14 protein-coding genes and 1 riboswitch are annotated in these 12,946 nt (G+C 64.5%); of the genes, 8 read left to right on the top strand and 6 right to left on the bottom strand.

What is annotated here, in order from left to right; genetic code table 11:
- Positions 1-36: 36 nt before the first annotated feature.
- The 3 genes from FQU74_RS12005 to FQU74_RS11995 form a co-directional block, all read right to left on the bottom strand.
- Positions 37-432 (bottom strand): DUF1428 domain-containing protein, encoded by a 396-nt coding sequence (locus tag FQU74_RS12005; RefSeq protein WP_146286718.1) that lies wholly within the window; start codon positions 430-432, stop codon positions 37-39.
- Between the two features lie 12 nt (positions 433-444).
- Positions 445-927, bottom strand: coding sequence for a VOC family protein (locus tag FQU74_RS12000; protein WP_146286717.1), 483 nt, complete (start codon positions 925-927; stop codon positions 445-447).
- A gap of 190 nt (positions 928-1,117) precedes the next feature.
- Positions 1,118-1,714, bottom strand: a complete 597-nt coding sequence (locus FQU74_RS11995; RefSeq protein WP_146286716.1) for an XRE family transcriptional regulator — start codon at positions 1,712-1,714, stop codon at positions 1,118-1,120.
- A 68-nt stretch (positions 1,715-1,782) separates the two neighbouring features.
- On the opposite strand from FQU74_RS11995, the gene FQU74_RS11990 reads away from it, so the two are divergent.
- The 6 genes from FQU74_RS11990 to dxs all read left to right on the top strand — a co-directional run bounded on the left by FQU74_RS11990 (position 1,783) and on the right by dxs (position 7,919).
- Entirely contained in the window at positions 1,783-3,105 is a 1,323-nt protein-coding gene (locus FQU74_RS11990; protein ID WP_146286715.1) for an aspartate aminotransferase family protein, read from the top strand.
- Positions 3,102-3,857: a pyrroline-5-carboxylate reductase dimerization domain-containing protein gene (locus FQU74_RS11985; RefSeq protein ID WP_146286714.1), complete on the top strand. Its 756-nt coding sequence runs from the start codon at positions 3,102-3,104 to the stop codon at positions 3,855-3,857. The genes FQU74_RS11990 and FQU74_RS11985 overlap by 4 nt, the downstream gene beginning before the upstream one ends.
- Positions 3,858-3,943: 86 nt before the next feature.
- Positions 3,944-4,861 (top strand): histone deacetylase family protein, encoded by a 918-nt coding sequence (locus FQU74_RS11980; protein WP_373289021.1) that lies wholly within the window; start codon positions 3,944-3,946, stop codon positions 4,859-4,861.
- Positions 4,862-4,864: 3 nt separating this feature from the next.
- Positions 4,865-5,104, top strand: coding sequence for an exodeoxyribonuclease VII small subunit (locus FQU74_RS11975; protein ID WP_146286712.1), 240 nt, complete (start codon positions 4,865-4,867; stop codon positions 5,102-5,104).
- The gene (locus tag FQU74_RS11970; protein ID WP_229704376.1) at positions 5,101-5,970 is read left to right on the top strand and encodes a polyprenyl synthetase family protein; all 870 of its coding nucleotides are present in this window, start codon (positions 5,101-5,103) and stop codon (positions 5,968-5,970) included. The genes FQU74_RS11975 and FQU74_RS11970 overlap by 4 nt, the downstream gene beginning before the upstream one ends.
- Before the next feature lie 20 nt (positions 5,971-5,990).
- Positions 5,991-7,919 carry a 1-deoxy-D-xylulose-5-phosphate synthase gene (dxs, locus tag FQU74_RS11965; protein WP_146286711.1) on the top strand — a complete coding sequence of 643 codons (1,929 nt, stop codon included), beginning with the start codon at positions 5,991-5,993 and terminating at the stop codon, positions 7,917-7,919.
- Between the two features lie 30 nt (positions 7,920-7,949).
- Here the strand turns inward: dxs and FQU74_RS11960 are convergent, their stop codons facing one another.
- Together FQU74_RS11960 and FQU74_RS11955 are read right to left on the bottom strand one after the other, a co-directional pair.
- Positions 7,950-8,588, bottom strand: coding sequence for an exopolysaccharide biosynthesis protein (locus tag FQU74_RS11960; RefSeq protein WP_146286710.1), 639 nt, complete (start codon positions 8,586-8,588; stop codon positions 7,950-7,952).
- Between the two features lie 73 nt (positions 8,589-8,661).
- Positions 8,662-9,516 (bottom strand): SDR family oxidoreductase, encoded by an 855-nt coding sequence (locus FQU74_RS11955; protein ID WP_146286709.1) that lies wholly within the window; start codon positions 9,514-9,516, stop codon positions 8,662-8,664.
- A gap of 156 nt (positions 9,517-9,672) precedes the next feature.
- On the opposite strand from FQU74_RS11955, the gene FQU74_RS11950 reads away from it, so the two are divergent.
- Positions 9,673-11,148, top strand: a complete 1,476-nt coding sequence (locus FQU74_RS11950) for an AMP nucleosidase (RefSeq protein ID WP_373289024.1) — start codon at positions 9,673-9,675, stop codon at positions 11,146-11,148.
- Positions 11,149-11,298: 150 nt separating this feature from the next.
- Positions 11,299-11,586 (top strand): HU family DNA-binding protein, encoded by a 288-nt coding sequence (locus FQU74_RS11945; RefSeq protein ID WP_146286707.1) that lies wholly within the window; start codon positions 11,299-11,301, stop codon positions 11,584-11,586.
- A 64-nt stretch (positions 11,587-11,650) separates the two neighbouring features.
- Here the strand turns inward: FQU74_RS11945 and aroC are convergent, their stop codons facing one another.
- Complete coding sequence (gene aroC, locus FQU74_RS11940) at positions 11,651-12,751, bottom strand: chorismate synthase (protein WP_146286706.1); 1,101 nt, start codon at positions 12,749-12,751, stop codon at positions 11,651-11,653.
- A 94-nt stretch (positions 12,752-12,845) separates the two neighbouring features.
- A riboswitch (TPP riboswitch) is annotated at positions 12,846-12,943 on the top strand.
- Positions 12,944-12,946 lie beyond the last annotated feature (3 nt).

Below are 12,946 nucleotides of genomic sequence, written 5' to 3'. Positions count from 1 at the left end.
CGCGCGCGGTGCCGATGGCAGGGCGCCCTCGCGTGGCTATTGCCCGATACCCGGCCCAACGATGACAATCGGCTCGAACCCACCAAAGATCAGCCGCATCCCGTCAAAGGGCATCGGGTTCTTGGCGGGGTCCATCCGCGGATCGGCCTTCTCGGGATGGGCCATCCACCCCATCATCGTGGCCATTCCTGCGTCACGCGTGGCCTTGTCGGGCCATTCGATCCAGGAAAAGACAACCGTCTCGTCATCTTTCGCCTGCACGGCCTTGCGAAAGTCGGTGACCTTGCCGTCCGGCACATCATCGCCCCAGCATTCGACCACGCGGATCGCGCCAAGATCGAGGAACACTCCATCGCCCAGCCGGGCATGTGCGATGAACTTCTCTTTGTTCGCGGTCGGCACGGCGATGACAAAACCATCGATATAGCTCATGACATGTCCTCCTCAGCGGTCTGCGATCGCGGCTTCAAGCTGCGCAATGTTGATCCGGGTCATCGTCATCATCGCAGCGAAGGCGCGTTTCGCGGTGTCCCGATCCGTGCTGGTTGTCAGTTCAAGCAGCCGGCGCGGGGTGATCTGCCAGGAATAGCCCCAACGGTCCTTGCACCAGCCGCAGGCGCTTTCGGCCCCGCCGTTTGCGATGATCGCGTCGCAGTAGCGGTCGGTTTCCTCTTGATCATCCGTGACGACCATGAAGCTTACCGCCTCGTTGGGGCGGAAGATGGGGCCACCATTCAGGCCAATGCATTTGCGGCCGAGAAGTGTAAATTCAACGGTCAACTCGGCGCCTTCCGTCCCACCCGGAAAATCCGAAGGTGCGGTGTTTACCCGATCAACATGGCTGTCCGGAAAGGTCTTGGCATAAAATGCGGCGGCCTTGCTGGCCTCGCCATGATCAAACCAAAGGCAATGCACGAGGTCGGTCATTCGGAATCCTCCCGTCAGGCTGAAATTCCGCCAGCGCCGCGACACATGGGGCGTGCCCGAGTGTCACGAGTAGCAAGTGCGCAATTGGTCTGTCTGTCCGTACGGTGCTGTTGCGGGGCCGCTGGCGATCCTGCACCGATCTTGCACGACAAGCGGTCCGGGTCACAACCGGTTTTGGCCTCGCTGCCCCTCAGACGCGGGGGGCGTAGACGTAGAGGCAGCGGCACACCTCGTCGGCGAGGCCGTTCAGGCAGGCATGGGGCATGGTGCCATCGAAATGGACGGTGTCGCCGGGGCCGAGCGTCACAGGCGCATAGCCCTCGGTGTGCAGCAGCAACTGGCCGGACAGGACATGTAGCATGTCGTCTGTCTCATGGCGGTTCCAGGCACTGACGGGCGGCACCTCGGTCAAGGTGAATTCGACCAGCATGGTCTGGAACGGGCGCCCCCGCAGTTCAGACCCCAGCGACCAAAGACGGGCGCCAGTGCTTTCGATGGGGGTGCCCGGCGCGCCGCGTTCGACCACCATCCGCCCCGAAAGGCGCCCGCTCTCGTTGCGCACAAGATCAGAGAGTGCGCAGTCAAAGCCCTGTGCGACCTTCAGAAGGATTTCGAATGTGGGCGATAGCTGGCCATTCTCGATCTTTGACAGCGTCGAGCGGGCAAAGCCTGCGCGGTCGGCAAGGGCCTGCTGGTTCCAGCCCCTCTCTTCCCGCCAGCGGCGGATACGCTCGGCCAGTTCACGGTGGGGTTCGGCAGTTCTGGGGCGATCTGTGGTTGGGGGCATGGTGTTCCAGTTGACGACGTGATGTTCGTATAATAACAATTGGTGAGCAACACAAGAAAGGATGCATCATGGCCGGACCGAAATCGGAAGCCCTTTTCGCGCGTGGACGCAAGGTGCTGATCGAAGGGGTCTCATCCGCGTCGCGCGGGCCTGCGACTTTTGGCGGGGCCCCGCGCTACATGAGCCATGGTCAGGGTGCGCGCCTCTATGATGTCGACGGGCGTGAGTACCTTGACTGGATGATGGCCTTTGGTGCGCTTCCCCTTGGCCACGCGCATCCGAAAGTGGCCGAGACCATAGCACGTGAAGCCGCGCGCGGAACGCATTTCGCAACCGCGCTGGAAGTCGAGGTCGAAGTCGCCGAAATGTTGGTGGCGCTTCTGCCGCATGTCGAGAAGGTGCGATTTGCCAACACCGGGACCGAGGCCGCGATGGCGGCCTTCCGGTTGGCGCGCGGACATACGGGGCGGCGCAAGATCATCAAGTTCGAGGGGCACTATCACGGATGGTGGGACGCGGTTCTGGTCAACACCAACCCCTATCCGCCAACCCTTCTGGGCCACCCCAACGATCCGATCCGCATCCCCGACAGTTCGGGGATTCCTGAGGAGGCGTGGAAGGACACCATTGTCGTGCGCTGGAACGACTTTGACGCGCTGGAACGAGCGATGGCCCTGCATGGGCGCGATGCCGCCTGCGTGGTGACCGAAGGCGTCATGTCGAACATGGGGGTGATCCCGCCCAAGCCCGGCTATCTGAACCGCATGCAAGAGCTTTGCCGCCAGTACGGGGCGCTGTTCTATCTGGACGAAACTGTGACCGGTTTCCGCCTTGCCGCCGGGGGCTGCGCCGAGCTTTACGGGCTGGAGCCCGATATCGTGACCTATGGCAAGGCCCTCGGCGGCGGCCTGCCCATGGCCATGATCGGCGGTCGGGACGAGATCATGTCGGGCCTCGAATGGGGCAAGGTGCTGCACTTTGGCACTCATAACGCCGGCCGCCTTGCCCTGCATGTGACCAAGGTGATGCTCGAGACACTGCTCGCCGATGAGAAGGCCGGCTTCCGTCGGCTCCGTGATCTGGGTGAGCAGATGACGGCCGAGATCCGCAAGGTTGCCGGAACCTCGAACCGGCACGGGATTGTCGTGCAGGGTGTCAGCTCGATGTTCCAGATCTTCTTCACCGATCACCCCGAGATCTCGGACTATCGCGACTTCTGCACCCATGTCGACCGCGTGAAGTTCCGCGACTTTGCGTTGCGGCTGATGGACAAGGGGATCTACATGAACCCCTCGGCCACGCTTCATTCGCTGTCCTCGATTGCGCATACCGAGGCCGATATCGCGATGACTGCGCGAGCCATGGCCGAGGTTCTGGAGGAGATGCCGTGACCACGATCGGCATCCTCGGCGCAGGCCAGCTTGCCGAGATGATGGTGCGCGGGCTGCAGGGGACGGACTATCGATTTATCCTCTCGCCGCGTGGCGCGGATATGGCCAAGCGCCTCGCGGATACCTACGGTTGCGCGATTGCCACAAGCAATCAGGAGGTCGTCGACCGCAGCGCGGGGGTGTTCGTCGCCCTTCCTGCGGCACGCGGCATTGCCGAGTTGTCACGTCTTCGCTTCCGCGCAGGGCAGCCTGTGCTCTCGGCCATGGCGGGAACGCGCGCCGACGCACTCGCTGCGGCCATCGGTCCGGCCTGCGGCGATATGGCGATGATGCCGGGCTATGCGAACGCGCTGCGCATTGGACCTTCGATCCTGTTCCCCGGTACGCCTTTCTGGCAGGCGTTTCTTGACTGCGTTGGCCCTGTTCTGGTCCTTGAAACCGAAGAGCGCTTTGTCGCGGCGGCGGCATTTGGTGCGCTTTCGGGCGCATCCTTTGCGTGGATGGCGCAGATCATCGACTGGTTTGCCGCGCAGGGGCTGCCGCATGATCAGGCGCGCAGCCTTGTCGCCGCCACGCTGCGCGGCAATGCCGAGGTCTTGCTGTGTGAGGGGCGCACGACCGCAGAGATCCTGCAAAGCGTCGCAACACCGGGAGGCATCACCGAACTGCTGGTCGCCAAACTGGCCGAAACAGAGGGTCTGCAAGCCTGGGATCGGGGGCTGGATGCCGTGGCGCAACGGCTGAAGGGCTGATTGGCTGCGTGCCAATCGGGCGATTGCGCCCGAGGCTGCGTTCATCGCAACCTGTGGCCGTAAATGAACGGCGCCGGAAGGAAGGGGTGGCGATGCTGTATCTGACCCATGCGGAATGTCTGGAGCATCGCGAACCGGACGGCCACCCCGAACAGGCCGCCCGACTGCTGGCCGTAGAGCGTGCTCTGGCCGGGATGGCGCTGGACCGGCGCGAGGCCCCGCTTGCGGCGCGCGACGACGTGCTGCGCTGCCACCCCGAAGGCTACATCGCCCGCGTTGAGCGCGCGATGCCCGCCGCAGGTTGGGCCATGCTCGATGGTGACACCTATCTGGCACCCGGCTCGTTGCGTGCCGCGCTCAGGGCGGTGGGCGGGGTCTGTGCCGCGGTGGATGCAGTGCTTGCGGATGAGGCGCGGCGCGCCTTTGTGGCTTGCCGCCCGCCGGGGCATCACGCGGAAACTGCCCGCGCCATGGGCTTTTGCCTCTTCGGATCCGTCGCTATCGGGGCAAAGCGGGCGCTGGATCATCATGGGCTGTCGCGCGTCGCGGTGCTCGATTTCGACGTGCATCATGGCAATGGAACACAAGACCTGCTGTGGGACGAGCCGCGCGCCATGTTCGTCTCAAGCCACCAGATGCCGCTTTACCCCGGCTCGGGCCTGGCGTCCGAGGTCGGGGCGCATGGCCAGATCCTGAACCTGCCCTTGCGATCCGGCTCGGGCGGTGGCGCGATGCGGGCGGCATGGCAGCCGGCACTTGATCGTGTTGCGGCCTTCAGACCCGACCTGATCCTGATCTCTGCCGGGTTTGACGCCCATGCCGATGACCCTCTCGCGGGGCTGGAGTGGGAAACGCAGGATTTTGCCTGGCTCACCGGGGCGATCTGCAAACTCGCCGACACCTGTTGCGGCGGGCGGGTGGTATCCGTCCTTGAGGGCGGTTATGATCTGCCGGCACTGGCAGCCTCGGTGGCTGCCCATGTCGACAAGCTGCGCGAGGAGTGACCCATGACCGACAAGCCGATTGCCGAACTAAGCTTTGAAGAGGCGATGCAGGCGCTGGAGGCGGTGGTGACGCAGCTGGAGCGTGGCGATGTCGCGCTGGAGCAGTCGATCGCGCTTTATGAACAGGGTGCCAAGCTGAAAGCGCATTGCGCAGCCAAGCTGAAAGATGCCGAAGAGAAGGTCGAGCTGATCCGCGCGCAAGAGGGCCGCGCCCTTGGAACGACGCCGGTGGAGGGGCTGTGAGCTTTCCTGACGTTCTGAAGCAGGACGCGGCACTTGTGCAGGCGCGCCTGAACGTTGCGCTGGCGAACCACGATGATGTGCCGGTGGTGCAGGCCATGCGCTATGCCCTGCAGGGCGGCAAGCGGTTGCGGGCATTTCTGGTGCTGGAATCTGCGCGTCTGCATGGTCTCGCCCCCGAGCAGGCCGTCGCGGCTGCGGCAGCCGTCGAGGCGCTTCATGCCTATAGCCTTGTTCATGACGATCTGCCCTGCATGGACGACGACGATCTGCGTCGCGGTCTGCCCACGGTGCATGTGAAATGGGACGAAGCCACGGCCGTTCTGACGGGCGATGCGCTGCAGACGCTGGCGTTCGAACTGCTCTGCGATCCGGCGCTTGGGCCTGCGGACCGTCGGCTTGCGCTGGTTGCGGGTCTTGCCAAGGCGAGCGGCGCCGAGGGCATGGTGCTGGGCCAGGCGCTGGACATCGCCGCCGAAACCGCGCCCGCGCCCTTGACCCTGCCCGAGATTACCCGCCTGCAGGCGGGCAAGACCGGCGCGCTCATCTGCTTTTCGGCCGAGGCGGGGGCAATCCTTGCAGGCGCCGATCCCGCGCCCTTGCGCGCCTATGCCACAGCGCTTGGTCTGGCCTTCCAGATTGCCGACGATATCCTTGATGTCGAAGGGTCCGAGGCCACGACCGGCAAGCGGGTTGGCAAGGATGCCGAGGCCGGAAAGGCCACCTTTGTCTCGCTTCTGGGCCTTGAGGGCGCGAAATCCCGCGCACAGGCCTTGATTGATGAGGCGGCCGCGGCACTATTGCCCTATGGAGACCGGGCTTCCGCCTTGATCGAGGCGGCGCGCTTCGTTATCTCGCGGCAAAGCTGAATCCCCCGAGGAGGGGCGCCATGACCGATCTTCCCCAGACCCACAAGCCCAAGACCCCGGTGCTGGACCGCGTGCGCATTCCCGCCGATATGAAAGGCATGTCTGACCGCGAACTGCGGCAGCTGGCTGACGAGCTGCGGTCCGAGACGATCAGCGCGGTGTCGGAAACCGGGGGGCATCTGGGCGCGGGTCTTGGCGTGGTTGAACTGACCGTGGCGATTCATGCGGTGTTCGATACCCCGCGTGACAAGCTGATCTGGGACGTGGGCCACCAGTGCTATCCCCACAAGATTTTGACCGGGCGGCGTGACCGCATCCGCACCCTGCGGACCGAGGGCGGGCTTTCGGGCTTCACCAAACGCAGCGAAAGCCCCTATGACCCCTTCGGTGCGGCGCATTCCTCGACCTCTATCAGCGCGGCCTTGGGCTTCAAGGTGGCGGCGGATCTGGGCGGCGATCCGGGCGATGCGATTGCCGTGATCGGCGATGGCTCGATGAGCGCCGGCATGGCCTTCGAGGCGATGAACAACGCAGGCCATCTGGGCAAGCGGCTTTTCGTCATCCTGAATGACAACGAGATGTCGATCGCGCCGCCGGTCGGGGCGCTGTCGTCCTATCTGTCGCGCCTCTATGCGGGGGCACCGTTTCAGGAACTGAAGGCTGCGGCCAAGGGCGCGGTCAGCCTGCTGCCCCACCCCTTTCAGGAGGGCGCGCGGCGCGCGAAGGAAATGCTCAAGGGCATGACCGTCGGCGGCACCCTGTTCGAGGAGCTGGGCTTTTCCTATGTGGGTCCGGTGGACGGGCACGATCTGGACCAGCTTCTGCCGCTCTTGCGCACGGTCAAGGCGCGCGCGCAGGGGCCGATGCTGATCCATGTGATGACGAAAAAGGGCAAGGGCTATGCCCCGGCCGAGGCCGCGCTGGACAAGGGCCATGCGACGGCAAAATTCGACGTCCTGACCGGTGTGCAGCAGAAGGCCAAGTCGAACGCGCCAAGCTACACCAAGGTTTTCGCGCAAAGCCTGATTGCCGAGGCCGCGCGGGATGACAAGATCGTGGCCGTGACCGCCGCGATGCCCGACGGCACGGGGCTTAACCTCTTTGCCGAACGCTTTCCGCGTCGTTGTTTTGATGTAGGCATTGCCGAGCAGCATGCCGTTACCTTTTCGGCGGGGCTTGCCGCGGGCGGGCTGAAACCCTTCTGCGCGATCTATTCGACCTTCCTGCAGCGGGGCTATGATCAGGTCGTCCATGATGTTGCGATCCAGCGTCTGCCTGTGCGCTTTGCCATCGACCGGGCGGGGCTGGTCGGCGCGGATGGCGCGACCCATGCAGGCAGCTTTGACGTGGCGTTCATGGCGAACCTGCCCGGCATGGTGGTGATGGCCGCCGCCGATGAGGCGGAGCTTGTGCATATGGTGGCCACTGCCGCCGCCTATGACGAAGGCCCATCTGCCTTCCGCTATCCGCGCGGCGATGGTGTCGGCGTTGACATGCCAGAGCGGGGCGAGCCGCTTGAGATCGGTCGGGGCCGGGTGATGCGCGAGGGTGGGCGCGTCGCGCTTTTGTCCTTTGGCACGCGTCTGGCCGAAGTCATGCGCGCCGCCGAAGGGCTGTCGGCGCGCGGCGTTGCCTGCACGGTTGCGGATGCCCGCTTTGCCAAGCCGCTCGATCAGGATCTGATCCTGCAGCTTGCCCGCCATCACGAGGCGCTGATCTGTATCGAGGAGGGCGCGGTCGGCGGCTTTGGCAGCCATGTCGCGCAGCTTCTGGCCGATGCGGGCGTGTTTGACCGTGGGCTCAAGTTCCGCTCGATGGTGCTGCCCGATACGTTCATCGATCAGGCCAGCCCAGAGGCGATGTATGCCGTGGCCGGAATGAACGCGCCGCAGATCGAGGCAAAGGTGCTTGAGACGCTCGGCATCGCCGTGGTCGGCCTCAGGGCGTGATCCCTGGGGCCTGACCCAAGGGTCAAGGCGTCAGAAGGCGTTCATCACCACGAAGATTGCTGATTTGAGCAAGGCATAGGCCATGCCGCCTACCCAGGCAAAGGCCGCAACGCTGGTCGCCAGCCCCAGCAGGACCCACAGCCCGTCACGCTCAAGAAGCGCCAGCGCGATCACGCAAATCGCCGCCGACGGCATCAGGTTGCCAAGCGGAATGGGCAGTGACAGCGCGATGGACAGGGTCAGGCACAAAAGCCCCAACAGACGCTGCGCCAGGGGTGAGGTCAGCGGCGCCCAACGCTCGCGCAGCAGGCCCTCGGCCCGGCTCAGCACAGGGGTCGCACGGCGCACGATGTTGCGGAAGGCCTCGATGGTCATCGACCGGTCGGCGATGAAGCGCGGAAGCCAGGGCTTCGTGCCCAGCATCAACTGGAACGAAAGATATATCGACGGCAGGCCAAGAATGGCGGCCAGTCCGGGTGGGGTCGGCAGGATGTTCGGGAAGGCGAATATGAACAGAAGCGCCGCGATGGCCCGCCCCTGCATGGCGTGTAGAAGATCGCCAATCCCGACGCGGTCGCCCTGATGCTCGTCAGCGATCTGTTGGAGCAGTTCGGAAAAGCTCTGCTGACGCCGGGAGGGCGGAACGGGAAGCGCAGCTTCGGCGGTCATGCGTGCTCCTGTGGCGACGTCTGCCGACACAGGTAAGGTGCAACGTCCCTTGCCGCAAGTGCCGCGCGCGTTGCTAGCCTTCGGCCAGCAGGGCGGCCAGCCCGTCGCGATAGGTGGGATAGAGAAGCTCGATCCCAAGGTCGCGTTTCATGCGATCGTTCCGCACGCGCTTGCTTTCCGCATAGAAACTGCGCGCCATGGGCGTCATGTCGGCCTTGTCGATATCCACCTCGGGCGGGATGGGCAGGCCAAGCAACTCTGCGGCATGGGCCAGCACATCCTGCGGCGGTGATGGGTCATCGTCGCAGATATTGTAAATCGCGCCTGGATCGGGGCGACGGATAGAGGCGTCGAGCACCTGACCGATATCCTCGACATGAATGCGCGAGAAGAACTGTCCGGGTTTCACGATGCGTTGCGCAGTGCCGTCCTTGACCTTGCGGAACGGCCCGCGACCGGGTCCATAGATGCCGGCCAGCCGGAAGATATGCAGCGGCCAGCCCCGCTCAGCGGCCAGGGCCTGCCATTGAGCCTCGGCCAGAACGCGCTGGCGTCCGCGCGCGGTGCCGGGTGTCAGCGGCGTCGTCTCGTCCACCCAGCCACCGTCATGGTCACCATAGACCCCGGTGGTGGAGAGATAGCCCACCCATTCGGGCCTTGCCGCGCGCAGGGCATCCGCCTCGGCCGCGATCACCGGATCGCCCGCCGCATCCGGCGCAATCGACAGCAGGATATGCGTCGCCTCGGCCAATGCACCGTCCAGTGGTGTGCCGGGCCACATCAGCGGCTCGATCCCCTGCGCCTGAAGGCGCGCCGCCTTTTCCGGGGAACGCGTAGTGCCGACGACACGCCAGCCCTGCGCCAGCAACCTGCGGGAAAGGGCGGCGGCCGAATAGCCCAGCCCCATTGCGAGAAGAACCTTGGTCATGCCGGCACTCTGTGACTTTGGCCCCTTGCGCGCAAGACCCTGCGGTCGTCACGTCACCCATCTTTCATCGCGAGGGGGTAGGGCCGGGAAAGCCACGCTTGATTTCCGCGCCCGGCCGGGTGCACAAGAATTGAACAGGATGGAACAAGAGACGTGATACAGATTTCCCAGACCTACATCGCCCCGCCGGACGCCGGCTGGCAAGAGTTCACCAACCCCGCTGCCGCCGTTGCCCAGCTTGAGGCGCTCTATGAAGAGGCGGTCTCATTCCTGACTGCGCAGTTCAATGCGGTCATGGCGGGCGAGCGCCCGACCTCTCGGGTGCGGGCATGGTATCCGGCGATCCGGCTGACGACGACAAGCTTTGCCAAGACCGACTCTCGCCTGTCGTTCGGGCATGTGGCCCAACCGGGCACCTACAGCACCACGATCACCCGTCCGGCGCTGTTCCGGAACTATCTAACCCAACAGATCGGGCTTCTGATCCAGAATCACGGTGTCCCGGTCGAGATCGGCCTGTCAGAAACCCCGATCCCGATCCACTTTGCCGTCGCGGGACGGTCTGGCGTCGTCATCCCGCAAGAGGGCGTGCTGGACTTTCCGCTGCGCGACGTGTTCGACGTGCCGGATCTTTCAACGACGAATGACGACATCGTCAATGGTACGCTGGTGGAGTATCCCGATGGCTCGCGCCCGCTGGCACCATTCACCGCGCAGCGGGTGGACTATTCGCTGGCGCGCCTGTCCCACTACACCGCGACCGAGCCCGGGCATTTCCAGAACCATGTCCTCTTCACCAACTATCAGTTCTACGTCGATGAGTTCGAGGCCTACGGGCGGCAGGCCCTGGCCGACCCGTCTTCGGGCTACACCTCGTTCGTGGCACCGGGGAACTACGAAATCACCACACTGGATGGGGATTTGCCGCATCTGACCAAGATGCCGCAAATGCCGACCTATCACCTCAAACGCCCCGACGGGCAGGGAATCACGCTGGTCAATATCGGGGTAGGCCCGTCGAACGCCAAGACCGCGACCGACCATATCGCCGTGTTGCGCCCGCACGCCTGGCTGATGGTCGGGCATTGTGCTGGCCTTCGCGCCTCGCAGTCGCTGGGCGATTTCTGTCTGGCCCATGCCTATCTGCGTGAGGACCATGTGCTGGACGATGATCTGCCGGTCTGGGTGCCGATACCGGCGCTGGCCGAGATCCAGATCGCGCTGGAACGCGCGGTGGAACGGGTCACCCAGTTGCAGGGTTATGAGTTGAAGCGCGTGATGCGCACCGGCACGGTGGCCACCATCGACAACCGCAACTGGGAGTTGCGCGACCAATCCGGCCCGGTGCAGCGCCTGTCGCAGTCGCGCGCCATTGCGCTGGATATGGAAAGCGCGACCATTGCCGCGAACGGGTTCCGCTTCCGGGTGCCATACGGCACGCTTCTCTGCGTCTCGGACAAGCCGCTCCATGGCGAATTGAAGCTGCCCGGCATGGCCAGCGACTTTTACCGCACGCAGGTCGCCCGGCATCTGCAGATCGGAATCCACGCGATGGAGTTGATCCGCGAAATGCCGATCGAGCGTATTCACAGCCGCAAGTTGCGTAGCTTTGAGGAGACGGCATTCCTGTAAATCCGCCGAAAACCCTGCGTCGCAAGGGTGCGCAGGGCAATACGGGCTTGCACTTTGCCGCGAAAACCTGTGTAGCGATGGGCACCGGTCCGCCAGAGGCGGGCCAAGCTCTAGACCCCCTGCGCGGGGCCAAAAGACAAGGATGGAACAATGTCCAAACCGATGACCAAGACGCAGCTCGTTGCCGCTCTGGCCGATTCCATGGGAGCCGACAAGAAGGTTGCCAATGCTGCCCTTGACGCCATCGCCGCTGTTGTTGCGCGCGAAGTCGCCGCCGGTGGCGCCGTGACCCTGCCGGGCCTCGGCAAGGTCGTCTGCCGCGCCCGTCCCGAGCGTCAGGTCCGCAACCCGGCCACTGGCGAAACCGTGACCAAGCCGGCTGACAAGCAGGTGAAGTTCACCATCGCCAAGGCGCTGAAAGACACCGTCAACGCCTGAGGCGTGGACGCAGATCCGGATGCGGATGTGGCCGCCCCGAAAGGGCGGCCTTTTTCTTGCCGGGTCAGCCGATCTTGCCGCGGATGCCGCCGGTCTGACCGCGATCGAGCAGCAGGTGGTCCAGCAGCACGCAGGCCATCATCGCCTCGGCAACGGGGACCGCGCGGATGCCCACACAGGGATCATGGCGGCCCTTGGTGATCAGCTCGATCTCGGCCCCGTCCTGATTGACGGTGCGGCGGGGTGTCAGGATCGATGAGGTGGGCTTCACCGCAAAGCGCACGACCACATCCTGACCCGTGGAAATTCCGCCCAGAATGCCGCCTGCGTGGTTCGACAGATACTCGGGTCCGTTCGCACCCATGCGGATCTCGTCGGCATTTTCGACCCCGGTCAGCTCGGCGGCAGCCATGCCCTCGCCGATCTCGACGGCCTTCACCGCGTTGATCGACATCATGGCCGAGGCGAGATCGCTGTCGAGTTTGCCATAGATCGGTGCGCCAAGACCTGCAGGCACGCCCGAGGCCGTTACCTCGATCACCGCGCCCACCGAATTGTGGTTTAGCCGCAGGTCATCCAGATAGGCCGCCCATTGGGTCGCGGCCACGGGGTCGGGGCACCAGAAGGGGTTCTGTTCGATCTGTTCTGCATCAAAGCGGCTGCGGTCGATCCTGTGCGGCCCGATCTGCACCATGTAGCCGGTGATCCTGAGCCCCGGCGCAAGATCGGTGAGGGCCGCCCGCGCAACACCACCAGCCGCAACCCGCGCCGCCGTTTCGCGTGCCGAAGAGCGGCCGCCGCCGCGATAGTCGCGCAGCCCGTATTTCTGATGGTAGGTGATATCGGCATGGCCGGGGCGGAAGGATTTGGCGATATCGCCATAGTCCTTGGACCGCTGGTCGGTGTTCTCGATCATCAGCTGAATCGGGGTGCCGGTTGCGCGCCCCTCGAACACGCCGGAGAGGATCTTGACCTGATCGGGTTCCTGCCGCTGCGTGGTAAACTTGTTCTGCCCCGGCTTGCGGCGGTCCAGCCAATGTTGCAGCGCTTCGGCCTCGATCTGCACGCCGGGCGGGCAGCCGTCCACGGTCGCGCCGAGTGCTGGCCCGTGGCTTTCACCCCAGGTGGTGACGCGAAACAGGTGTCCGAAGGTATTGAAGCTCATGGAACGCCTCCTTTGTTCCGCCCGTTTACGGGAAAAGCGTCAGCGGGAAAAGGCCGCAAAGGGGATTGCGCAGGCTGGTACATGGTCTATGTTCGCTGCCACCTCGGGGTGCCTAAGGGCTGAGACGCGTGATGCGGACCCGTTGAACCTGAACCGGTTAGGACCGGCGGAGGGAAGGTTCCGGCAAAACGCGCC

It is taken from the genome of Gemmobacter aquaticus (genome assembly GCF_007859075.1).
Lineage (GTDB): Bacteria > Pseudomonadota > Alphaproteobacteria > Rhodobacterales > Rhodobacteraceae > Gemmobacter > Gemmobacter aquaticus.
Note: the sequence above shows the minus strand (reverse complement) of the source record. Positions and strands in the feature narration are given on the sequence as shown.

Bases quoted from the DNA above. Each gene is read 5' to 3' on its own strand.
- FQU74_RS12005 (WP_146286718.1), bottom strand. From the start codon at position 432: ATGAGCTATATCGATGGTTTTGTCATCGCCGTGCCGACCGCGAACAAA.
- FQU74_RS12000 (WP_146286717.1), bottom strand. From the start codon at position 927: ATGACCGACCTCGTGCATTGCCTTTGGTTTGATCATGGCGAGGCCAGC.
- FQU74_RS11995 (WP_146286716.1), bottom strand. From the start codon at position 1,714: ATGCCCCCAACCACAGATCGCCCCAGAACTGCCGAACCCCACCGTGAA.
- FQU74_RS11990 (WP_146286715.1), top strand. From the start codon at position 1,783: ATGGCCGGACCGAAATCGGAAGCCCTTTTCGCGCGTGGACGCAAGGTG.
- FQU74_RS11975 (WP_146286712.1), top strand. From the start codon at position 4,865: ATGACCGACAAGCCGATTGCCGAACTAAGCTTTGAAGAGGCGATGCAG.
- dxs (WP_146286711.1), top strand. From the start codon at position 5,991: ATGACCGATCTTCCCCAGACCCACAAGCCCAAGACCCCGGTGCTGGAC.
- FQU74_RS11960 (WP_146286710.1), bottom strand. From the start codon at position 8,588: ATGACCGCCGAAGCTGCGCTTCCCGTTCCGCCCTCCCGGCGTCAGCAG.
- FQU74_RS11955 (WP_146286709.1), bottom strand. From the start codon at position 9,516: ATGACCAAGGTTCTTCTCGCAATGGGGCTGGGCTATTCGGCCGCCGCC.
- FQU74_RS11945 (WP_146286707.1), top strand. From the start codon at position 11,299: ATGTCCAAACCGATGACCAAGACGCAGCTCGTTGCCGCTCTGGCCGAT.
- aroC (WP_146286706.1), bottom strand. From the start codon at position 12,751: ATGAGCTTCAATACCTTCGGACACCTGTTTCGCGTCACCACCTGGGGT.